Annotated in this window: 15 protein-coding genes; 7 read left to right on the top strand and 8 right to left on the bottom strand. The window is 74.9% G+C overall.

Going from position 1 to position 21,746, the window contains the following annotated elements; genetic code table 11:
- Window positions 1-183: 183 nt before the first annotated feature.
- The 3 genes from ABZ234_RS19970 (at window position 184) to ABZ234_RS19960 (ending at window position 3,059) form a co-directional block, all read left to right on the top strand.
- On the top strand, window positions 184-1,161 hold the full coding sequence (locus tag ABZ234_RS19970; RefSeq protein WP_355013066.1) for a Ku protein: 978 nt from the start codon (window positions 184-186) through the stop codon (window positions 1,159-1,161).
- Window positions 1,162-1,390: 229 nt separating this feature from the next.
- On the top strand, window positions 1,391-2,227 hold the full coding sequence (gene ddaH, locus ABZ234_RS19965) for a dimethylargininase (protein WP_267944548.1): 837 nt from the start codon (window positions 1,391-1,393) through the stop codon (window positions 2,225-2,227).
- 205 nt (window positions 2,228-2,432) lie between these two features.
- On the top strand, window positions 2,433-3,059 hold the full coding sequence (locus ABZ234_RS19960; RefSeq protein ID WP_344176074.1) for a TetR/AcrR family transcriptional regulator: 627 nt from the start codon (window positions 2,433-2,435) through the stop codon (window positions 3,057-3,059).
- Between the two features lie 45 nt (window positions 3,060-3,104).
- Here ABZ234_RS19960 and ABZ234_RS19955 read toward each other — a convergent pair whose 3' ends face one another.
- The 4 genes from ABZ234_RS19955 to ABZ234_RS19940 all read right to left on the bottom strand — a co-directional run bounded on the left by ABZ234_RS19955 (window position 3,105) and on the right by ABZ234_RS19940 (window position 8,824).
- Complete coding sequence (locus tag ABZ234_RS19955; protein WP_355013065.1) at window positions 3,105-4,547, bottom strand: aminobutyraldehyde dehydrogenase; 1,443 nt, start codon at window positions 4,545-4,547, stop codon at window positions 3,105-3,107.
- A 112-nt stretch (window positions 4,548-4,659) separates the two neighbouring features.
- Complete coding sequence (locus ABZ234_RS19950; RefSeq protein WP_355013064.1) at window positions 4,660-6,285, bottom strand: thiamine pyrophosphate-binding protein; 1,626 nt, start codon at window positions 6,283-6,285, stop codon at window positions 4,660-4,662.
- A gap of 4 nt (window positions 6,286-6,289) precedes the next feature.
- Window positions 6,290-7,243, bottom strand: coding sequence for an agmatinase (gene speB / locus ABZ234_RS19945; protein WP_267944544.1), 954 nt, complete (start codon window positions 7,241-7,243; stop codon window positions 6,290-6,292).
- 72 nt (window positions 7,244-7,315) lie between these two features.
- Window positions 7,316-8,824, bottom strand: coding sequence for a sodium:solute symporter (locus tag ABZ234_RS19940; protein WP_352985304.1), 1,509 nt, complete (start codon window positions 8,822-8,824; stop codon window positions 7,316-7,318).
- Between the two features lie 248 nt (window positions 8,825-9,072).
- On the opposite strand from ABZ234_RS19940, the gene ABZ234_RS19935 reads away from it, so the two are divergent.
- Both ABZ234_RS19935 and ABZ234_RS19930 read left to right on the top strand, forming a co-directional pair.
- Window positions 9,073-10,668: a PucR family transcriptional regulator gene (locus tag ABZ234_RS19935; RefSeq protein ID WP_355013063.1), complete on the top strand. Its 1,596-nt coding sequence runs from the start codon at window positions 9,073-9,075 to the stop codon at window positions 10,666-10,668.
- 367 nt (window positions 10,669-11,035) lie between these two features.
- Window positions 11,036-12,355: a helix-turn-helix domain-containing protein gene (locus tag ABZ234_RS19930; RefSeq protein ID WP_267944541.1), complete on the top strand. Its 1,320-nt coding sequence runs from the start codon at window positions 11,036-11,038 to the stop codon at window positions 12,353-12,355.
- A 298-nt stretch (window positions 12,356-12,653) separates the two neighbouring features.
- Here the strand turns inward: ABZ234_RS19930 and ABZ234_RS19925 are convergent, their stop codons facing one another.
- Entirely contained in the window at window positions 12,654-13,265 is a 612-nt protein-coding gene (locus ABZ234_RS19925; protein WP_355013062.1) for a hypothetical protein, read from the bottom strand.
- A gap of 560 nt (window positions 13,266-13,825) precedes the next feature.
- Here ABZ234_RS19925 and ABZ234_RS19920 point away from each other — a divergent pair.
- Together ABZ234_RS19920 and ABZ234_RS19915 are read left to right on the top strand one after the other, a co-directional pair.
- On the top strand, window positions 13,826-15,058 hold the full coding sequence (locus ABZ234_RS19920) for a PLP-dependent aminotransferase family protein (RefSeq protein ID WP_267950402.1): 1,233 nt from the start codon (window positions 13,826-13,828) through the stop codon (window positions 15,056-15,058).
- 56 nt (window positions 15,059-15,114) lie between these two features.
- A complete protein-coding gene (locus tag ABZ234_RS19915) occupies window positions 15,115-16,065 on the top strand; it encodes a D-alanine--D-alanine ligase (RefSeq protein WP_344176088.1) in 951 nt (316 codons plus the stop codon).
- A gap of 226 nt (window positions 16,066-16,291) precedes the next feature.
- Here ABZ234_RS19915 and ABZ234_RS19910 read toward each other — a convergent pair whose 3' ends face one another.
- From ABZ234_RS19910 to ABZ234_RS19900, 3 genes are all read right to left on the bottom strand, one after another.
- Window positions 16,292-17,290, bottom strand: a complete 999-nt coding sequence (locus tag ABZ234_RS19910; RefSeq protein ID WP_355013061.1) for an FAD binding domain-containing protein — start codon at window positions 17,288-17,290, stop codon at window positions 16,292-16,294.
- Complete coding sequence (locus ABZ234_RS19905) at window positions 17,287-19,938, bottom strand: molybdopterin-dependent oxidoreductase (protein WP_355013060.1); 2,652 nt, start codon at window positions 19,936-19,938, stop codon at window positions 17,287-17,289. The genes ABZ234_RS19910 and ABZ234_RS19905 overlap by 4 nt, the downstream gene beginning before the upstream one ends.
- A gap of 237 nt (window positions 19,939-20,175) precedes the next feature.
- Window positions 20,176-21,618: an NCS2 family permease gene (locus ABZ234_RS19900; protein ID WP_267944536.1), complete on the bottom strand. Its 1,443-nt coding sequence runs from the start codon at window positions 21,616-21,618 to the stop codon at window positions 20,176-20,178.
- Window positions 21,619-21,746 lie beyond the last annotated feature (128 nt).

The raw sequence follows: 21,746 nt of genomic DNA, 5'->3' as shown, positions 1-21,746 counted from the left end.
TGCCGCGACAGTAGCAATACCGACCGGTCGGTCCGATCCCGGGTCGCTCCCTCCCGCCCCGGCGCGCCGCGGGGCCGCGGTGGCCCGGGACGGCCGCCGTCCGGTGGACCTGACCTCCCCTTTGCCCTCCGTGGGCGGAGTCCTGCCCGGTGGGAGTGATGATGGGAGGCAGAGGGAGGGATCATGGTCAATCCGGTTTGGGTGGGAACCCTGATGTTCGGTCGGGTGCCGATCGGCGTGCGCCTCTACAGCGCCCGGGAACGCAGGGGCCCCGTGCTGCACCAGTTCCAGCGGGGCACCGCGGACCGCATCCGCTACGTGCGCGTCAACGAGCGCACCGGGGAGGAGGTCGCCCCCGAGGAGGTCGTGCGCGGGGCGCGCACCGGTGTCGAGGACGAGTACGTGGTCCTCGAACCCGAGGAGCTGGAGGACATCCTGCCGGCGGGCTCGCGCACCATGCAGATGCACGGCTTCCTGCCGGAGGGGGCCGTCGACCCGCTCTGGTACGCGTCCACCTACTACGTGTCCCCCCGGGGCCCCGCCGACACCGAGGCCTACCGCCTCCTCCACGCGGCCCTGGACCGGACCCGCCGGGTGGGCGCGGCCACCGTCGTCCTGCGGGAGCGCGAGTACCCGGTCCTGGTCCAGCCGCACCGGGGGGTGCTGGCGGCCTCCACCCTGTGGTGGCCGGACGAGGTCCGCGACCCGGACGACGTGATGCCGCCCGTCACGGGCGCCGAGCCCGGCAAGGGCGAGCTGGAACTGGCCCAGGAGCTCGTCAGGGCACTGTCCGTGGAGTGGGACCCCGGGGACTACGAGGACAGCTACGGCAGGCGGCTCACCGAACTGGTGCGGGCCAAGGCCCGGGGGAGCACGTTCTCCCACCGCCCCGACCGCTCGGAGGGGGGAGGGGAGGTCGGCGCGATCGGCGAGGCGCTCCGGCAGAGCCTGCCCAACCGCCCGCACAAGCGGGGGCGCGCCCCCGTGCCGCGCAGGCCCGCCACCGTCCGCGCCGAGGCGAGGGGCGCAGCCGAGGGCCGCCGGACCAAGCGCGAACTCCTCCGGCAGGCCTCGGAGCTGGAGGTCCCGGGCCGCTCGAGGATGAGCAGGGACGAACTGGAGGAGGCGGTCGGCCGGGCGGGCGCGGGCCGCCGCCGGTGACCGGCGCCCGCCGGGCGGGGCGCGGCGCCCTCCTCGGACCGGCGCCGCGCCCTGTTCCGGACCGGGGCCGGGGGAGGGGCGGGGCCCGGGGGGCAATTCTGGAAAAACGGTCTGTTGCCGGAACTCCGGGGGAGGGTATCTCCTCTTCATCCGTGCGGGAACCACGATGTGGTAAATGCGTGTACCACCGAGGGCTGAACAGCGTTCCGCGCGTCTCACGGGAGGTCCCATGGCTCGTCCGGCTGCATCGGCACCGGCAGCGCGGCACTACCTGATGTGTCGGCCGACCTATTTCGCGATCGAATACGCCATCAACCCCTGGATGGACCCGGCGGCGGGAGTGGACAGGGAAAGGGCGATCCGGCAATGGGAGGGGCTGCGCGACCTCTACCTCCGCCTCGGGCACCGGGTCAGCGAGATCGAGCCCGTCGACGGCCTGCCGGACATGGTCTTCGCGGCCAACGGCGCCCTGGTCGTGGACGGCCGGGTCTACGGCGCGCGCTTCGCCAGCGCCGAGCGCACCCCCGAGGGCCCGGCCTACCTGGACTGGTTCCGCAAGGCGGGCTACACCGAGACCCGTGAGCCCAAGCACGTCAACGAGGGGGAGGGGGACTTCGTCACCCTGGACGACGTGGTCCTGGCCGCCACCGGGTTCCGTACCGAGGCCGCCGCGCACCAGGAGGCCGAGCGCTTCCTCGGACGCCCCGTCGTCACCCTGCAACTGGTCGACCCGCGCTTCTACCACCTGGACACCGCGCTGTTCGCGCTCTCGGGCCGAGAGGTCGCCTACTACCCGGGGGCCTTCTCCGAGGGGAGCCGCCAGGTGCTGCGCGCGCTCTACCCGGACGCGCTGCTGGCCACGGAGGAGGACGCGGCGGTGCTCGGCCTCAACGCCGTCTGCGCGGGGAACGACATCGTCGTCGCCGCGGAGGCGACGGCCCTCGCCGACCGCCTGAGGGAGCTCGGCCGGACCGTCCACCCGGTCGAGATGGACGAGCTGCGCAAGGCCGGGGGCGGAGCCAAGTGCTGCACCCTGGAACTGCGCGACACGCCCGACCCGGTGTGACGGGAGGCGGCCGGGTCCCGCGCACCCGTGCGCGGCGCCCGGCCGCCCGCACCGGCCCGGTGTGGGAAATACCACCGCGGGCCGACGGCGGTCCGCCCGTCGCCACAGGTCACGCATGCGCGGGCCGCCGGCGCCCCGCGGGGCGGGCGGCGCGTGTGACAAGCGGCCCTGGACCCGCGCCCCCGCCGCAATAAAGTCTGGGGTCGTGAAGACCACACAGCGCAGACTTCCGCGACGGATCAGGGAACAGCAGATGATCGACGCCGCGGTGACGGCGTTCTCCCGTGGCGACTACCACTCCGTCAGGGTGGAGGAGATCGCCGAGGCGGCCGGCACCTCCAAGCCCACGGTGTACCACTATTTGGGCTCGAAGGAGGGGATCTTCACGGCCTGCGTGCACAGGGAGGGCGAGCGGCTCATCGCCGCGATCCGGGAGGCGGTCCACGACCCCCGGGCCCGCTCCGGGGAGGACCCCCTGCGCCGGGGCATGCACGCCTTCTTCACCTTCGTGACCGGGAACCGTGAGAGCTGGACCGTCCTGTACCGGCGCGCCGCCGTCCAGGGGGAGCCGTTCGCCGCGGAGGCCACGCGCATGAGGGACCGGGTCATGGACGAGGTCGCCGGCCTCATCACCAGCTGCACCGGAGGCCTCCTGGACGAGCACGGCGCCAAGGACGCGCAGCTCCTGGCCCGCATCGCCGTCAGCACGGCCGACGCCTACGCCGACTGGCTCCTGGACCACCCGGAGGAGAGCCCCGACGCCATGGCCGGGCACGTCACCGAGCTCACCTGGTCGCACCTGCGTGCCCGGCGCGCGGCCCCCGCACTCTGAGGGAGGCCCCGAGCCCCGTCCGGGCCCGGGACCGTCCGCCCGCGGTCAGCGCAGCGCGCTCATCACGTGCTTGACCCGGGTGTAGTCCTCCAGGCTGTACGCCGACAGGTCCTTGCCGTAGCCCGAGTGCTTGAACCCGCCGTGGGGCATCTCCGACACCAGCTCCCCGTGGCTGTTGATCCACACCGCGCCGAAGTCCAGCTCACCGCTGACGCGCAGGGCGCGCCCGTGGTCGGCGGTCCACACGGACGAGGCCAGCCCCTGCTCCACGCCGTTGGCCAGTCCGACCGCCTCCTCCTCGGTGGCGAACCGCTGGACGGTGACGACGGGGCCGAAGACCTCCTCGCGCACGATCTCGTCGTCGGCCCGGAGCCCGGACACGACGGTGGGCGCCAGGAAGAACCCCTCCCCGCCCACGCGGTGCCCGCCGGTCTCCACGACCGCGTGCCCGGGCAGCCGTTCCAGGAGCCCGGTGACCCGGGCGAACTGGTCGGCGTTGTTGAGCGGGCCGAAGTCGGAGGGCTGGTCCGAGGGGCGCCCCGTGACCTGTGCGGCAGCCCGTGCGGTCAGTTCGGCGACGAACGCGTCGTGGACGCCCTCGTGCACCAGGACCCGGGTGGCGGCGGTGCAGTCCTGGCCCGCGTTGAGGAAGGCCCCCGCCACCACCCCCGCGGCGGCGCCGGCCGGGTCGGCGTCGTCGAAGACCAGGACCGGGGCGTTGCCGCCCAGCTCCAGGTGCAGCAGCTTCAGGTCGGCGGAGGCCGCCCGTGCCACCTGCACGCCCGCGCGGGTGGAGCCGGTGATCGACACCAGCCGCGCCGCCGGGTGCTCCACCAGCAGGCGGCCGGTGTCGCGGTCGCCCACGACCGCGTTGAGCACGCCCGGGGGCAGGACCTCCGCGGCGGCCTCGGCGAGCATGACGGTGGTGGTCGGCGTGGTCTCGGCGGGCTTGAGCACCACGGTGTTCCCGGCGGCCAGGGCCGGCCCGATCTTCCACACCGCCATCATCAGGGGGTAGTTCCACGGGGTGATGCCCACGCACACGCCCACGGGCTCGCGGCGGATCCACGAGGTGTGCCCCTCCAGGTACTCGGCCGCCGCCCGCCCCTCCAGGTGGCGCGCGGCCCCGGCGAAGAACCGCAGGGTGTCCACGCAGAACGGGATCTCCTCGTCGAGCACGGACGCGCGGGGTTTGCCGGTCTCACGGCACTCGGCGTCGGCGAACTCCCCGGCCCGGGCCGCCAGGGCGTCGGCGAGGGCCAGGAGGGCGTCCTGGCGGCGGGCGGGGGTACCGCCCCGGCGCCAGAGCCGGAAGGCCCGGGCGGAGGAGGACACGGCGGCCTCCACCTCCCCGGCGCCGAAGACCCCGGACCTGCCCGCGACCCCTCCCGTCACGGGGTCGACCAGCTCCTGGACGCGCCCGTCCGCGGGCGCCAGGGGTTCTCCGTCGACGAAGCCGGGCAGTGTGTCGAACTCGTGGATGCGCATGGTGTCCTCGCGTCGGTTGCGGTGGTGTCGGGAGGCCGGGAGCCGGGCCGACCGGTGGCGGCGCGCCGTCCGGCCGGCCCGCCCGGCGGGCCGGGACAGGGCGGCGGAGGCCCTACCCGTCCAGGTGGGTGGGGGCGAACAGCCCCAGCACCATGGGCAGCACGACCACGTTCGGGCCGGGCCGGGACAGGGCGGCGGACAGGTCCTCGCGCAGCCGCTCCGGGGAGGTCCGGGTGGCGGGCACCCCGAACGCCCCGGCCAGGGCCACGAAGTCCGGTCGGGCCAGCTCGGTGTGGGTGGCCTCCCCGAACGACGACTCCATGTACTCGCGCAGGATGCCGTAGCCGCCGTCGTCCACGACCAGCCACGTCACGTCCAGGTCGTGCTGGCGGGCCGTGGCCAGCTCGGCGACCGAGTACATCGCGCCCCCGTCCCCGGAGACTGCCAGAACCGGGCCGCGCCCGGCCGCCGCGGCGCCCAGGGCGGCGGGGAACCCGTACCCCAGGCCCCCCGACCCCTGCGCGGAGTACGCACCGCCCCCGCGCGGGTCCCACGCGGACCACGCCCAGTAGGCCAGCATCGTCATGTCCCAGAAGCTGGGCGCCCCGTCGGGCAGGGCCTCCCGCACGGCCGCCAGCACGGCGCGCTCCGCCGCCAGGTCCTGCGCGTCCAGGCGGGCGGCCACAGCGGCCTTCACGGACGCCACCTCCCCTTCCACGGCCGGGTCGGCGGGACGGCGGGTCACCGCCTCCGCGAGGCCGGCGAGGGTCGAGGCCGCGTCGCCGTGCACACCGAGCGCGGGGTGGTTGGACTCCAGCTTGCCCAGGTCGGCCTCGACCTGGACCACGCGGCCCCGGGGCGCGAACGTGTGGTAGTTGCTGGACAGCTCGCCCAGCCCCGAACCCACCACGAGCAGGACGTCGGCCCCCTCCAGGTAGTCGGTGGTGTGCCGGTCCTCGATCCACGACTGGAGGGAGAGCGGGTGGTCCCAGGGGAAGGCGTCCTTGCCCCCGAAGGTGGTGGCCACCGGAGCCCGGAGGGCCTCGGCCAGGGCGACCAGCGCGTCCCGTCCCCCGGAGCGGCTCACCCCGCCCCCGGCCAGGACCCTCGGGCGCCGGGCCCCGTCCAGCAGGCGGGCCGCCTCGGCCACCAGTTCGGCGCGCGGCGTGAGCGGGACCGGGGCCGGGTCCACGTCCTCCACCGGGGGTACCACGGTCGGCTCCAGCAGCACGTCCTGCGGGATCTCCACCAGGACGGGACCGGCCGGGGCGCTCGCCGCGGCCCGCCAGGCCCCGGCCAGGGCCGAGGGGATCTGCGAGGCGTGCCGCACCGTGAACGCCGTCTTGGTGACGTTGGCGAAGCTCGCGGACTGCTCGGGCAGCTCGTGCAGGTACCCGTGGCGCCCGCCCCCCAGGCCCGCGCGCGGGACCTGGCTGCTGATCACCAGGACCGGGGCGCTGGACGCCCGGGACTCCTGGAGGGAGGCCAGCGTGAGCAGCGCCCCGGGCCCGGTGGAGACCAGCAGCGGTGTCACCTCGCCGGTGAGCCGGGCGTGCCCGTCGGCGGCGAAGGCGGCGTTGTTCTCGACCCGGCTGGAGACGAACCTCAGCCCCGGGGCCCGGCGCAGCGCGTCGAACAGCCCCAGCGCGTGCTGGCCGGGGATGCCGAAGGCCACCCGCGCGCCGAGCGCGGTGAGCGTCTCGGTGACCAGGTCCCCGCCGTTGCGCGGAGCTCCCATGGGCTCAGGCTCCCGTCGTGTGGTGGAGGGCCAGGACGCTGACCAGGTCGTAGGCCACGTGCGAGGCCGCGGTGGCGGTGATCTGCGCGTGGTCGTAGGCGGGGGCGACCTCCACCACGTCCGCGCCCACCAGGTTGCAGGCGGCCAGGCCGCGCAGGATCTCCAGCAGTTCGCGGCTGGTCAGGCCGCCCGCCTCCGGGGTGCCGGTGCCGGGCGCGTGCGCGGGGTCGAGCACGTCGATGTCCACCGACACGTACAGGGGGCGGTTGCCGATGCGCTGGCGCAGCGCGTCGGCGATCTCGTCCACGCCCTTGCGCATCACGTCGGCCGAGGTGACGATGCCGAACCCGAACCGGCGGTCGTCCTCCAGGTCCTTCTTGCCGTAGAGGGGGCCGCGGGTTCCCACGTGGCAGATGGCCTCGGTGTCGAGGATGCCCTCCTCCACGGCGCGGCGGAACGGGGTGCCGTGGGTGTAGGGCTCGCCGAAGTAGGTGTCCCAGGTGTCCAGGTGGGCGTCGAAGTGCACCATCGCGATCGGCCCGTGCACGCGGTGCAGCGAGCGCAGCAGGGGCAGGGCGATGGTGTGGTCGCCGCCCAGGGTGACCAGGCGCGTGCCCTCCCGCACGAACCGGGAGGCGCCCTCGTCCAGGGTCTCCACGGCGTCGCCGATGGAGAACGGGTTGACCGCGATGTCCCCGGCGTCGACGACCTGCGCGTGCGCGAACGGGGACACGTCCAGGCCCGGGTTGTAGGGGCGCAGCAGGCGGCTGGCCTCACGGATGGCGGAGGGGCCGAAGCGGGCGCCGGGGCGGTAGGAGACCCCGGTGTCGAAGGGGACGCCGACCACGGCGATGTCGGCCTTCTCGACCTGGTCGATGCGGGGGAGGCGGGCGAAGGTCGCCGGCCCGGCGAAGCGCGGTACGAGGCTGGAGTCGGTGGGTCCGATCGGTGCGTTCATCGCGTGGTCCTGTCCTTCTCGTCGTCGGTGCGGCCGGTGGGGGCCGCGGTCGGTGCGGTCGGTCGGTGCGGGTCAGCCGTCCCGGGGCGCGGGCGCGTCCACGGGGTCCACGGCGGCCGGTGCGGCCCCGGCCCCCTCCGGTGCGTCGTCGCCGCGCAGGCGGCTCTGCCAGGCGGCCAGGACGGCCGGGTCCGTCGGCGGGGTCAGCAGGCTCACGGCCACGTACACCACCAGGGCGGTGCCGAGCCCCACGTAGATCGGTTCGTTGGCGAGCATCCCGGTCAGGGCCATGGTGACGATGACGGCCACCGACCCGGTGAGCATGGAGGCCAGGGCGCCCGCGCGGGTGCCGCGCTTCCACACCAGGCCGCCCAGGATGGCGACCAGCAGGCCGCCCACGAGCACGTTGTAGGCCAGGGTCAGCGCCGCGACGACGTCGTCGACGGCCAGGGAGACGCCGATGGTCGCGGCGCCCAGGACCAGGGTGAAGACGCGGTTGGAGGCGACCTCGTCGCGGTTCCCGCCCCCGTGGGAGGCCCCGCCGCGCCCGAACAGGCGGCGGACCTGGGGCCACAGGTCGGTGGACGTCACCGTGGAGCAGGCGATGAGGGCGCCGCTGGCGGTGGACATCACGGCCGACAGCGCGGCGGCGATCACCAGGCCGGCGAGGCCCACGGGCAGGGTCGCGTCGACCATCAGGGTGAACGCGTCGTCGGGGTTGGCCAGGTTCGGGAAGAGAACGGCCGCCGCGGTGCCGATGAGGGCCCCGCACACGCCGTAGACCAGGCAGTAGACACCCGCGCCGATGCCGCCGACCCTGGCGACCCGGTCGTCGCGGCCGGTGAACACGCGCTGCCAGATGTCCTGGCCGATGAGCAGGCCGAGCGAGTAGATGACGAAGTAGGTCAGGATCGTCTCCCCGCCGATGGCGGTGGGACTGAAGTAGGAGGGGTCCAGGGACTCGCGCATCCCGGAGAAGCCGCCCGCCGACCAGATCGCCACCGGCGTCAGGATGAGGACGAGCCCGATGGTCTTGATGGCGAACTGGGCCATGTCGGTCATGGTCACCGACCACATGCCGCCCATCGTGGAGTACAGGACCACGATGGAGCCGCCCAGGATGATCGCCACCGCGCGCGGGAGCTCGAAGAGGCCGCTGAAGATGGTGGAGAACGCCAGGGTGGAGGGCACCGTCAGCATGAAGGTGTAACCCCACATGACCAGGCCCGACACCACCCGCGAGTTGCCGCCGTAGCGCAGGTCCAGCATCTCGGAGACGGTGAAGACCCGCAGCCGCGAGATGCGCTTGGCGAAGAACAGGTGCAGCGCGAGGATGCCGACGCCGATGGCGACGACCAGCCAGGCGCCGGAGACGCCGTAGGTGTATCCCAGGCCGATGCCGCCGACGGTGGAGGCGCCGCCGAGCACGACCGCGGCCATGGTGCCCGCGTACATCAGCGGACCCAGGCGGCGTCCGGCGACCAGGTAGTCGGACTTGCTGGTGGCGCGGCGCATGCCCCACCAGCCGAGGGCGACCATACCCAGGAGATAGGCGGCGATCACCGCGAGGTCGACGGTCATGGCACTCCAAATGTGGACGCGGGGGTACGGGGGAGTGAACAGCGGCGGCATTGACGCAGGTCACACGGACTTCGGACAGACTAGGCAGCGTCTCGACTACGCTCCAGTGGACGAACCGCACCGTCAAACCTCCTTGGATGTGCGAACCATCCAGAAAGTGCGGTCGGCGCACCCCTGTGCGCAACACGGGGGACACGAGGCACCCGGCGCCGGAACCTGCGGCGCGGGGCGGGGAGAAGGGGAACGCCGTGGCAGACCGGGCCCGACGCACCGACGTCCACACCGTGCCGCTGAGCGTGGTCACGGGCCGCCGCGACCTGGCGCTGGCCACCGTCGTCGAGGCGGGCGACCCGGGGATCGCCTGGGCCGTGGTCAGCGAGCTGACGGACCCCTCCGCCTACCTGCGCGGCGGCGAACTCCTGCTCACGGCGGGGGTCAACCTGCCCCGAACCGCCGCCGGCCTGCGCGCCTACGTCGACGCCGTGGTCGGCGCCGGGGTCAGCGCGGTCGGCTTCGGAGTCACCCCCGTCCACGACACCGTCCCCGCGGGCCTGGTCGAGCAGTGCCACGCGCGCGGACTGCCGCTGGTCGCGGTCCCCCGCCCCACCCCGTTCGCCGCCGTCAGCCAGGCCGTCGGCGCGGAGCTGGAGGAGCGGCGGCTGCGCGACCTGCGCCGCCTCGGGGAGGCGCACCAGGCACTGGCCCTGGCCGTCACCGCCGACGCGCCGGTGGACCGCGTCCTGAGGGTGCTCGCCGAGGCCCTCGGAGGGTGGGCGCTGCTCGCCCGCGTCCCGCCCGGGGCCCCGGACGCCGGGACCCCGGCCCCGTCCGGGGAGGCCGCACCGGCGCGGACGGGGGCCGCAGCCGGTGGACGGCACGCGACGCCGGGCGCGCCCCGGGACCTGGACCCCGACCTCCACGGGCTCGTCGCCCGGCTCACCCTCCCGCACGGTCCCCGCAGCGCCAAGGCGCGGTACGGCGCGGACGAGGTCTTCCTGCACACCGTCGGCTCGCCCCCCGACGACCACGGGGTGGTCCTGGTGGGGCGCCCAGACCCCCTCGGCATCACCGACCGAGCGGTCCTGCGCACCGCGACCGCGCTGCTCGACCTCCTCGCGCGCACCGACCGGGGCGCCCCACCGGCCCCGGGCCGCCTCCTCACCGCCCTGCTGCTGGACGGAGGGGTCGCCGAGGAGGCCCTGCCCCTGCTCGCCGGGCTCACCGGGGGCGGGGACGGCCACGCCGGCGCCTACCGCGTCCTGCACGCCCTTCCCGCCGACCGGGGGCGGCACACCGCTCCCGTCGGCCTGCCCCTGGACACCCGGGTCCTGGACGCCGCCCCCGGCCCGCCGGGACTGCTGCGCGCCGTCCTCGCGGACCGCGGCGACGCCGCGCACCGGGAAGGGCTGGACCTGCTCCTGCTCCACGGGTGGATCGGCGTGCTGAGCGGCCCGGTCTCCCCCGAGGAGCTGTCCTCCGCCGACCGCGCGGCGGCCTCCCTCCTCCCCCGCGCCCGCGCGGCCGGGGGCCCGCTGCTGTGGGAGGAGGACACCGACCCCTTCGAGGCCCTCCTGGACCCGCTGGGCGCGGACGCGCTCGCACGCGGCGTCCTGGGGCCGCTCGCCGAGGACACCGCTCCCGCGGGGCTCCTGCGCGCGACCCTGCGGGCCTGGCTCACCCGCCACGGCAACTGGGACCGGGCCGCGGCCGACCTCGGAGCCCACCGCAACAGCGTCCGCTACCGGATCGGCAGGATCGAGCGGGACCTGGGAGTGGACCTGGCCGACGCCGAGCAGCGCATGCGCCTGTGGTTCGCGCTCACCCGGTGGCGGCCCGGCCCCTGACCGCGCTCCCGGGACCTCCGCCGCGCTCGGGCCCGGGCCCGAGCGCACGTGCGGGTGTGCAACGCGCACGCACGTGCACGGGCCCGGACCGGCCCCTCCCACCTGCCCTCGCCCGTGCGGGCGTGGCCGCTTCCGGCCAATTCCCCGATTCGGGGTGCGCGGTGCCCGATCCTGGTCGCGCACATCGTCGTCCCGGCGGGGGCAGCGGCTGCCATGTGCGGCGTACGGACCCGGTTTTCGCTCGGAAAGCGGAAGTTGTGCGCCGACCACGGTTCCGAATCGTGCGCGTGTTCCGGTTCCCTCACCCTGTCGGGGCTCAGCCTGGACACTTGGTATCTCCGTAGCGAACCCGAAGTCAGGGGGCCACATGTCGTTTCCTCCGCTGGACACGGCCCTGCCCGCCGGGGCCGATGCCCGCGAGCACGCGCTCATGCTCAGACGGGTGCACGAGGCCTCGCTCACCGGGCGTCCCGCGCCCGCGCCGCTGCGCCCCGTGATCGAGGACTCCTGGGGAAGGATGCGCGGCTTCGGCATCGACCCCGACAGCGCGCCGCCCCCGCGGGTGGCGCGTGTGGACGAGCTCCAGCGCAACCGCGACGCCTCCCCGATCGCGGCGGTCCTCCCGCTGATCCGCCGGTCCCTCGTCTCGGTCGCGGACGAGGCCGACCACATCATGCTGGTCGCCGACTCCGCCGGGCAGGTCCTGTGGCGCGAGGGGTCGCACCGCATGCGGTCGGTCGGCGACAGGGTGGGGCTGGTCGAGGGCGCGTACTGGAACGAGGGCAGCACGGGCACCAACGCCATCGGCACGGCCCTGGTCGTGGGACGTCCCGTCCAGGTCTACTCGGCCGAACACTTCGTCCGGAGCCTGCACACCCTCACCTGTGCCTGCGCCCCGATCCACGACCCCCGCGACGGGCGCCTGCTCGGCGCCATCGACGTGACCGGTCCCGTCTCCACCATCCACCCCGCGACGCTGGCGCTGGTCAGCGCGGTCGCCCAGCTCGCCGAGGCCCACCTCCAGGGGATCCACCACACGCATCTGGAGCGGCTGCGCTCGGTGGCGGCGCCCCTGCTGGCCGGGATGAGCGAGCGCGCCCTGGTCGTGGACGACGCCGGGTGGACGGCCGCTGCCGTCCACATGGAGCCGGTCCGCAGGGTCCTGCTGCCCACGCAGCGGGACACGGGGACGGCCTGGCTCCCCGCACTGGGGGAGTGCGCGCTGGAGCCCCTGCCCGGGGGCTGGCTGGTGCGCCCCCGGCCGGAGCGGGAGAGCGGCGGCGCCACGGTCACCCTGGACCTGACCCGTTCCGCCCCCACGGTGGCGGTCGCCGGGGCCAGCGGGGAGTGGACGCACCGGCTGACGCCGCGCCACGCGGAACTGCTCCTGCTGCTGGCCGGCCACCGCGAGGGGCGTACGGGCGCACAGCTGTCGCAGGCCGTGTTCGGCGCGGGCGGCCACGTCGTGACCGTGCGGGCCGAGCTGTCGCGCCTGCGCCGGCACCTGGGCGGCATCATCGAGAGCCGCCCCTACCGGTTCAGCGAGGAGGTCCTGGTACGGGTCGTCGCCCCGCCCGCCCCGACCGACCTGCTGCCCGGGTCGGTGGCGCCCGGCGTCCGGGACCTCCGCGAGGCACTGAGGTCGGGCGACCGCTCGGTTGCTCTGCGCGATCTTCTCGCAACCTAGTGCAACCGTTGCGCCCCGTTCCCGGGTGCGGTGGACTGTGCTTGCGCGGCCCCGGCCGGGGCGGTCGCCGGGCCGGAGAGGGCACGGCGACCGGAGTACCGGTCCACCGGCGCGTTCACGACCTTCGGGCCTTGAGGGGGGCCACGGGGAGGGACGTACGCGCCGCGGGGCCCAGGCGGTCGTTCGGGGTATCGGGGGAGAGCCCGAGGCCGCCGCGCGACGCGGCGGGACGTCTCCCGAGGTGGTCTCCTCCGGGACGTCCCGCCGCGCACCACGGGGGCGCGGGCGCGCCGGAGCCCTAGTCGAGGGCCTCCTCGACGTTCTCCGCCTTCTCCGTCCCGGGTTCCTCGCCGCTGGGCTCCCGTTCCCCGGCGTCCTCGGCCGCGGGGGAGCACTGGAAGCAGTCCATGGTGAAGACCTGCTCGCCGTCGACGCTCCCGGTGAAGCTCCCGGGAAGGCTGTCGTCGCCCGCCTCCCGCTCGGCCAGCGCCTCGCGCAGGAGGCGCCCCTCGAACACCGCCCGCGCGCCGTCCTCGGTCTCGCCGGTGCAGTGGACCTCCAGCCGGCCGCCGCGGGGTTCGGGGGAGGCGGACGCCTCGTACCCCTCCGTGCCGGCGGTCCGGTTCGGGCCCGGGGCCACGGAGGCGGCCGGGGAGGCGGCCGGGTCTCCCTGCGGGCGGCTGCCGCAGATCAGGCCCCCCGGGACGGGGTGTCCCTCGCGGGCGAAGGCGCGCTCGGCTCCCGGCCGCAGTGCCGTCGCGGACAGGGCGTCGGCCGCCTGCTCCAGTTCGACCCGCGCCGTGTCGGCCTCCGCGTCGTGCGCCCCGCCGGGGGAGCAGGACGTGGCGAGCACCCCGCCCAGGACGAGGACGGCCAGCGGGACGAGGACGGTGGTCGAGCGGACTCTCATGGCTTCCCCCTGGAATGTCGGGTGGGACGGCGGCCCCACGGACCCGCGTGCCCCATGCGACCAATGTCGCTGATGGGAAAGATGGGGCCTATGTCCGACTCGGAGGAGAAGCGTGAACACTTCCTCATATTCTCGTCATCCCCCTGTGAGTCGACCGCGGGGGATGGGTAGCCACGATGAGGACGATTCGGGATGAAGGAGACGGGGGTGGTCGGTGTGGCGAACAGCACGGAAGGCCCTTCCCCCCGGACCCGGGGCCGTGGGCTGGGCTACACTCAGCACATTTACCGAACCGTGCTCACCCACGGCTCGATCGACCCGACCGTTTCACCCGACCCCCGCGGCCCAGCCGCCACAGGGGCACCGTGTGAACCATGGGGGCACGACGGGCGTCGTACCGGAAGACCGCACCCGGGTCCCGGCCGACACCCTGCCGGCCCCTCAGACCGTCCTTCCTTCGGAGGTGGACCGTGTCCGCTGACCACCGAGAGCAGCAGCCCGCGCAACAGGGCTCGCGCATCGACCCCCACGTCGGCCGCTACGCACGTCGAGCACAGGGAATGGTCGCATCGGAGGTCCGGGCACTCTTCGCGGTGGCCTCCAGGCCGGAGGTGGTCTCCCTCGCCGGGGGAATGCCCAACGTCTCCGCCCTCCCCCTCGACCAGATCGGAGAGCTCGTCAAGGACGTCGTCTCCGAGGAGGGCACGGCCGCACTCCAGTACGGATCGGCCCAGGGCGACCCCGTCCTGCGCGAGCAGCTCTGCGAGTACATGGCCCTGGAGGGCGTCACCGCCAGCCCCGAGAACGTCATCGTCACCGTCGGCTCCCAGCAGGCCCTCGACCTCCTCACCCGCGTGTTCGTCGACCCGGGCGACATCGTCCTCACCGAGGCCCCCACCTACGTCACCGCGATCAACACCTTCGCCGCCTTCCAGGCCGACATCCGGCACGTGGCGATGGACGACCAGGGCGTCATCCCCTCCGACCTGGAGGAGGCGCTCGTCCGGGCCGAGCTGGACGGCCGCCCGGTCAAGTTCTTCTACACCGTCCCCAACTTCCAGAACCCGGCCGGGATCACCATGAGCGCCGAGCGGCGCGCCCAGGTGGTCGCGGCCTGCGAGCGCCACGACGTGCTCATCGTCGAGGACAACCCCTACGGCCTCCTCCGCTACGACGGCGAACCCGAGCCCACCCTGTACTCGCAGAGCGAGGGCAACGTCGTCTACCTCGGATCGCTCTCCAAGACCTTCTCCCCGGGACTGCGCATCGGCTGGGCGCTCGCGCCCGCCGCCGTGCGCGCCAAGCTCGTCCTGGCCGCGGAGTCGGCGATGCTCAGCCACTCGACGTTCAACCAGCTGGTCGTGCGCCGCTACCTCAACACCTTCCCGTGGCGCGAGCAGATCAAGGCGTTCAACTCCATGTACGGCGAGCGCCGCGACGCGATGCTCAACGCGCTGACCGCGATGATGCCCGCCGGGTGCACCTGGACCAGGCCCGAGGGCGGGTTCTTCGTGTGGGCCACCCTGCCCGAGGGCATCGACGCCAAGGCGATGCTGCCCCGCGCCGTCGCCGAGCGGGTCGCCTACGTCCCCGGCACCGGCTTCTACGCAGACGGCCGCGGGCGCGACAGCATGCGCCTCAGCTTCTGCTACCCCACGCCCGAGCAGATCCGGGAGGGCGTGCGACGCCTCGTCGGCGCCATCGAGGGGGAGGTCGACCTGCGTGATACGTTCGGCACCACCCTGGCCCCGAGCACCGAGGGCCACCAGTCGCCGGCCCCCGACCTGCCCTGACACCCCCGAGCAAGGCACCAAGCACCATGACCGCAGCACAGAAGGAGGTTGGCGCCGTGGCCGACCTTGACCGGGTCCTCGTTCTCGCCGGGGGCCTGTCCCCCGAACACGAGGTGAGCGTCCACTCCGGGCGCAGCGTCGCCGAGGCGCTCCGCCGACTGGACGTGGAGGTCCAGGTCGCCGACGTCGACTCCACCCTGCTCGACCGGCTCTCCGACGACCCGCCGCAGGTCGTCTTCCCCGTCCTGCACGGGTCCGCCGGCGAGGACGGCGCCATCCGGGAGGTCCTGGAACTGGTCGGGGTGCCCTACGTGGGCGCCCGGCCCTCCGCCTGCCGCCTGGCCTACTCCAAGCCCGCGGCCAAGGCCCTGCTCGCCGAGCAGGGCGTGCGGGTGCCGCGCGGCGCGGCGCTGCCCAAGTCGGCGTTCCACGACCTGGGGGCCCCGGCCCTGCTCGACCGGCTCGCCGAGCGCCTGGGCCTGCCGCTGTTCGTCAAGCCGGACAGGGGCGGGTCGGCCTTCGGCGCCGCCCCGGTGACGTCGGTGCAGGGCCTGTCCACCGCCCTGGTCTCCTGCTTCGCCTACAGCGACTCGGCCCTGGTCGAGGAGCAGGTCCAGGGCACCGAGCTCGCCGTGGGGGTCCTGGACACGGGCGACGGCCCGGTGGCCCTGCCGCCGGTGGAGATCGTGCCGGACGGCGGGGTCTACGACTACGCCGCCCGCTACACCGCCGGCCGCACGGAGTTCTTCTGCCCGGCCCGCCTGGACGCGGAAGCCCTGGCCGCGGCCGCGGAGGTGGCGCTGACCGCGCACCGCGTCCTGGGGCTGCGGGACTTCTCCCGCACCGACCTCATCGTGGGGGCGGACGGCCGGGCCACCTTCCTGGAGACCAACGTCGCCCCGGGGCTGACCGAGACCTCCACGTTCCCGATGGCGGCGGCCGCCGCCGGGCTGGACTTCGCGGTCGTGTGCCGCGAACTCGCCCACCGGGCGCTGCTGCGGCACTGACCGGAGCCGCCCGGCGGACGCGGGGCGCCCTTGCGGCGCCCGAACCCGCCGACCCGCTCGGAACAGCACGCCCGAACGCCCGGCCGGGGCACCCCGGCCGGGCGTTTCGCGTGCGCGGCCGCCGGGCGGCACGGCCTCCGTCCCGCACCCGGGCCGCCGGTCCGGGGCCCGTGGGCGCGGACCGGCGCCGTCACGCCGCCCCGCGCCCGGCGGGGTCTCCCGCGCCTCAGGAGCGGGGGACCCCCAGAGCCCGTTCGAGCACGTCGCGCACGGTGGCGCGAAGCAGGTCCACCTTGTACCCGGTGGAGGGGAGCGGGGAGCACAGCGAGGCCAGGTCCGCGAGGGCGTCCTCCGCCTCCGGGCCCGGCGCGCGCCCCGGAAGGGCGCCGACCAGGGCGGACTCCACGCCTGGCAGCCTCAGCGGGGTGCGTGCCACCCCGCCGACGGCCACGGCCGCCCGGGTCACCGGTCCGGCGCCGTCCACGCCGCAGTCCAGCCGCGCCACCGCCTCCACCAGCGGCCACTCCGAGCGGGAGCGTCCCGTCGCCCTCCTGTGGGAGGAGCGCTCGCCCCGCACCGGAACCGGCAGGGAGACCGACACCAGCACCCGGCCCGGCGCCAGCACGTGGTCCCGGGCGGGGTCCGCCCCGTCGTACAGGTCGGCCACCGGCCTCTCCTCCGGCTGCGCGGCGCCGGCCCCCGCGACCAGCACCGTCGCGTCGTGCGCCAGCAGGGCGACCGCCAGCGACGAGGGGTGCGGGGCCACGCACGGCCCCTGGTCCACGACCACCCCGTACAGGTGGTCGCCCGAACGGGCGGGGCAGGAGTCACCGCCCGTCTGGAAGCAGTCGAAGGCCGGGTTGCGCAGGTACCAGCAGCGGTTGCGCTGCAACAGGTTCCCGCCCAGGGTCGCCGCGTCGCGTACCTGCGGGGTGGCCAGGACCCGCGCCACGGCGGCCAGCGCCGGGTAGGCGTCGGCCAGCCCCGGGTCCCCGGCCAGTTCGCCGACGCCCGTCAGGGCGCCCACCCGGGCCGATCCGTCGGGGAGCCAGTCCACCCCGCGCAGCTCGCCGACGCCGGACAGGTCGACCACCGGCGCGGAGCTGATGACCCCCGATCCCAGGCAGGCGGTCAGGTCGGTTCCCCCGGCGCGCGGGAGCGCGCCCGTGCCGTCCAGTCCGGACAGCGCCTCGTCCAGGGTCGCGGGTCGTGTGACGGTGATCATCGCAGTCCTTCGATCAGTCGGTCCGGACGGACGGGCAGCTCGTGCGGCCGCCAGCCGGTGGCGTCGTGCACGGCGTTGGCCAGGGCTGCGGCGACGCCGACGACCGACACCTCTCCCAGGCCGATCCCGCCGCCGGGGACGTGCTCGAACCCCTCCTCGTGGAAGTACACCTCGGTCTCGGGCACGTCCCCCGGACCCGGGATCCGGTAGTCCTCCATGTTGTCGGTGAGCGTCACCCCTGTGGCGGGGTCGTGGCGCCGCTCCTCGAACAGCGCGTACCCGACCCCCTGGACGACCGCGCCCTCGCACTGGTTGCGGGCCAGCCGTTCGGCGTAGACGCGGCCGGCGGCGATCCCGGCCCAGCAGCGGGTGGGCTGCACCCGGCCCAGCAGGGTGTCCACCTCCACCTCCATGACGTGCACCGCGCCGCTGAGGCCCCGGCCCAGGGCCAGGTCGTCGGCCATGTTCGGGGAGAGCTGGCCCCAGCGGTCCAGGCCGCGCCCGCCCTCCACGCGCACGCCCTCGGCCGCGGTGAGGGCCTCCTTGAACGCGTGCTCGGGGACCGGGCCGACGGCGGGGACCGAGGGGGAGCGCTCCCGCAGGGCGTCGCGCAGCCGGTCGGCGGCCTGCACAGCGGCGGGCCCCATCGACGTGGTGGTGCGCGAACCGTACGACCCGGTGCCGTGCACCGGCCCGCTGCGCCCGATCTCCACCCGCAGGTCCGAGGCGGGCACGCCCAGCCTGTCGGCGACGGCCCCGGCGAGCACCGTGCGGATCCCGGTGCCGATGTCCTGGGTGGACGATCGCACCACCACCGAGCCGTCCTCCACCGAGAGCTCGACCCTGGCCTGCGGTCCGAGGAGGTAGAGCCAGCTCGCGGCGGCCACCCCCACTCCGCGCCGGAAGCGGCCGGAGCGGGGGCCGCGCGGCCGGTCCCGCCACAGGTCCAGTTCCGCGGCCCGCGCGTACAGGGCGCGCCGCTTGGGGTTGCCGTCCCAGCGGGCGCGCAGCGCCAGCGGGTCCCCGCCCAACCGGTGCGCCATCATGTCGACGGCCTGCTCCAGCGCCCACGCCATGGGCGGTCCGCCGGGGCCGCGCATGGGCATGCCGGGGGGCAGGTTGGTGACCACGTCGAAGTCGCGGACCCGCCGGGGCGAGCGGCCGTACATCATGAAGGCGAGCGCGGCGGCGGAGGAGCCGACCGACACCCCTCCCTCGCCACGGGAGTCCACGCTCATCGCGGCCAGGCCCCCGTTCCGGTCGGCGAGCAGCGCCACCCGGGTGCGGGCCGCGGGCCGGTGCCCGGCGTCGGTCAGCTCCTCCGCGCGGTCGAACGCGACCCGTACCGGCGCGCGGGCGGCCCTGGCCAGCTCCACCGACGCCACGATGTCGGCGGAGAGGGCGTTCTTGGCGCCGAACCCGCCGCCGACGTACTCGCTGACGACGTGCACCCGGTCCAGGGGCAGGCCCCAGTGCTTCGCGGCGCGTTCCGCGGTCTTGGCCACGGCCTGTGTGGACACGCGCAGGTACAGGTCGCCCCCCGGCTCCCAGGAGGCCACGCACACGTGCGGTTCCAGGGGGTTGTGCGCCTGCGAGGCGGTCGTGAACTCCCCGGAGACCAGGAGCGGGTCACCTGCCCGCGCGGCCCGGCGCAGCCTGCGCACGGCGGTGGGGCCGCGCCAGCTCAGGGTGCCGGGACCGCGCAGGTTGCCCTCCCACCGGGCCGGAGGGGTCGGGGCCTCGCCGTAGCTGGGGGCGGCGGCCCGCTCGGCCCGGGTCGGGTAGAGGACCGGGGCCCCGGGCGCCCGGGCGGCCTCGGCGTCGAGCACGGCCGGGAGCGGGTCGTAGTCGACCCGGACGGCGGCCGCGGCCGCCCGGGCGCCGGCGGAGGTCGGCGCGGCGACGGCGGCGATCGGCTGGCCGACGTAGCGGACGGTGCGGTCCTCCCCGAGCAGGTCGGTGAACACGGGTGCGGTTCCGGGGGCTGCGGCGGTGTCCTCCGGGGCGTCCCCGGTGCGCGCGGCGCCCGGGTCGACGGCGCGCACGCGGGCGTGGGCGTGGGTCGAGCGGACGATCACCCCCTCCCAGTGGCCGTGCGGGGCCAGGTCGGCGCTGAACCGCGCCCGGCCGGTCACCTTGTCGACGGCGTCGCGGCGGGGGGGCTCCCGGTCCGGCCGGGAGTCGAACTCCCCGGCGCAGGCGGCGGCGACGGCGGCGAAGATCCCCTCGTAGGCGCCGCAGCGGCACAGGTGGCCGGACAGCGCTTCGGCGATCGTGTCGCGGTCGGGCCGGGTGTCGCCGTGGTCCGCCCGCCAGGTGTCGACGAAGACCGAGGCGGAGACGACGAACCCCGGGGTGCAGTATCCGCACTGGAGCGCGTCGTGCGCCGCGAAGGCGTACTGGACGGGGTGGGTGCCGCCGAGGCCCTCGACCGTCGTGACGGTGCGGCCCGCCAGGCGGTCGGAGGGCAGGAGGCAGGAGACGGTGGGGGAGCCGTCGACGAGGATCGTGCAGGCGCCGCACACTCCGCCGCCGCAGGCGATCTTGGTGCCGGTGAGGCCGAGGCGGTCGCGCACGTGCTCGGCGGTGCTGGTCTCGGGGTCGACGGGTGCGGGATGCCGTGCGCCGTTGACCGTGACGTGGTCCATGGGTGTCCGTCCCTGGTGCGCATGAAAGTTGTCAATGTCAACTTAGGGTGGCTCCGCCGGGCTGTCAACGCCCTTCGGACACCGGCCGCGGACGCTTCCGCCGGGGCGCAGGTCAGCGTTGCGCGGTCCGCTCCGGGGGCGCCGCCGACCCGCCGCGTGCCGGCGGCGCCCGTGCCCCCACGACGGCGGGGCCGGTGCGCGCCGAGGTGCGCACCGGCCCCGCGGGGGCGTGCCGGGTCAGAGCCCCAGGGCGTGCATCGAGAAGTGGAACACGAACACGGCGCTGAGCAGCCACATCAGCCAGCCCACCTCGCGGAACCGGCCCTGTGCCGACCTCAGGACCGTGGAGGCGATGATCCCGATGCCGATACCGCTCGCGATGTCGTAGGCGAACGGCATGACCGCGATCGTCAGGAACGCCGGGATCGCGACGGACATGTCGTCCCAGGCGATGCCGCGCACCTGCGTCATCATCAGGGCCCCCACCAGCACCATCGCCACCGATGCCGCCTGGGCCGGGACGATCGCGAACACCGGGGCGAACACGATGGCGGTGAGGAAGAGCAGGCCCGTGACCACGCTGGCCAGCCCGGTCCGGGCGCCCTCGCCCACCCCCGCCGTGGACTCCACGAACACCAGGGTGGCCGACGAGCTGGTCAGGCCGCCGACCACGGCCCCGGTCCCGTCCGTGGCCAGGATCTGGTTGACCCGGGGCATGTTCCCGGCGGAGTCGGCGATGTTCGCCTTGGCTCCGATGGCCAGGATGGTGCCGACGGCGTCGAAGAACCCGGCCAGGACGAGGGTGAACAGGATGACCCCCGCGGCCGTGGGCCCCGCCGTGGTCCAGGCCCCGAACATGTCCACCTGGAACAGGAGCCCGAAGTCGGGCACGGCGACCGGGCTCGCGGGCAGCTGGGGCGCGCCGCCGCCCCAGTCCTCCGGCGTCAGGCCCAGGGCGTAGTGCACCGCGACGGCCATCACCGTGGCGCCGACGATGCCGTAGAAGATGGCGCCGGGGACGCCGCGCGCCAGGAGCGCGCCGGCCAGCACCAGTCCGCACACGAACACCAGCAGCGGCCAGCCCAGGAGGTGCCCGCCGTCGCCGGAGGCGCCGATCTGGAGCAGGCCGTCACCGTCGCCCTTGCTGACGAAACCGGCGTTGGCCAGGCCGATCAGCGACACGAACAGGCCGATGCCCACGCCGATCGCGAGCTTGAGGTCGTGCGGCAGCGCGTTCATCACGGCGGTGCGGACACCGGTGACGACCATCGCGACGATGGCGACGCCCTGCCACACGACCAGGCCCATCGCCTCGGGCCAGGACATGACGGGGGCGGCCTGGTAGGCGACGACCGCCATCACCCCGAGGGCGGCGGCGCAGGCGATCGGCGCGCGGCCGACCACCCCCATCATGATCGTGACCAGGCCCGCGGCCAGGGCCGTCATGGTGGTCAGCTGTGCGGCCGACAGGGTGTCCCCGTTCACGTCGGCGACGCCGCTCAGGACGATCGGGTTCAGGACGATGATGTAGGCCATCGCCATGAACGTGGTGAGACCGCCCCGGACCTCGCGGGCGATGCCGGAGCCGCGCTCACCGATGAAGAAGAAGCGGTCGAGCCAGGATCGACCTGTGGCGGACGCGGGCTGTTCGCGCCTACGGGCGCGCTCACTTCGGGTCATGTCCCCTCCTGGAGGGAAACGGGGCGGCATGGAGCCACCATAGGTGAGGGGGGCGCTACTGTGCGTAGTCACCAGGCCGCCCGGCGTCCACCGGCTCGCCGTCAACGCCTTCCTCGACGACCTCCACC

This window comes from Nocardiopsis sp. NPDC006198 (assembly GCF_040613895.1).
Lineage (GTDB): Bacteria > Actinomycetota > Actinomycetes > Streptosporangiales > Streptosporangiaceae > Nocardiopsis > Nocardiopsis tropica.
The sequence above is the reverse complement of the archived record's forward strand: the minus strand, read 5'-3'. Positions and strand labels throughout refer to the sequence as shown.

Coding starts and splice junctions, on each gene's coding strand:
- ABZ234_RS19970 (WP_355013066.1), top strand. CDS start 184: ATGGTCAATCCGGTTTGGGTGGGAACCCTGATGTTCGGTCGGGTGCCG.
- ddaH (WP_267944548.1), top strand. CDS start 1,391: ATGGCTCGTCCGGCTGCATCGGCACCGGCAGCGCGGCACTACCTGATG.
- ABZ234_RS19955 (WP_355013065.1), bottom strand. CDS start 4,547: ATGCGCATCCACGAGTTCGACACACTGCCCGGCTTCGTCGACGGAGAA.
- ABZ234_RS19950 (WP_355013064.1), bottom strand. CDS start 6,285: ATGGGAGCTCCGCGCAACGGCGGGGACCTGGTCACCGAGACGCTCACC.
- speB (WP_267944544.1), bottom strand. CDS start 7,243: ATGAACGCACCGATCGGACCCACCGACTCCAGCCTCGTACCGCGCTTC.
- ABZ234_RS19940 (WP_352985304.1), bottom strand. CDS start 8,824: ATGACCGTCGACCTCGCGGTGATCGCCGCCTATCTCCTGGGTATGGTC.
- ABZ234_RS19930 (WP_267944541.1), top strand. CDS start 11,036: ATGTCGTTTCCTCCGCTGGACACGGCCCTGCCCGCCGGGGCCGATGCC.
- ABZ234_RS19925 (WP_355013062.1), bottom strand. CDS start 13,265: ATGAGAGTCCGCTCGACCACCGTCCTCGTCCCGCTGGCCGTCCTCGTC.
- ABZ234_RS19920 (WP_267950402.1), top strand. CDS start 13,826: ATGGTCGCATCGGAGGTCCGGGCACTCTTCGCGGTGGCCTCCAGGCCG.
- ABZ234_RS19910 (WP_355013061.1), bottom strand. CDS start 17,290: ATGATCACCGTCACACGACCCGCGACCCTGGACGAGGCGCTGTCCGGA.
- ABZ234_RS19905 (WP_355013060.1), bottom strand. CDS start 19,938: ATGGACCACGTCACGGTCAACGGCGCACGGCATCCCGCACCCGTCGAC.
- ABZ234_RS19900 (WP_267944536.1), bottom strand. CDS start 21,618: ATGACCCGAAGTGAGCGCGCCCGTAGGCGCGAACAGCCCGCGTCCGCC.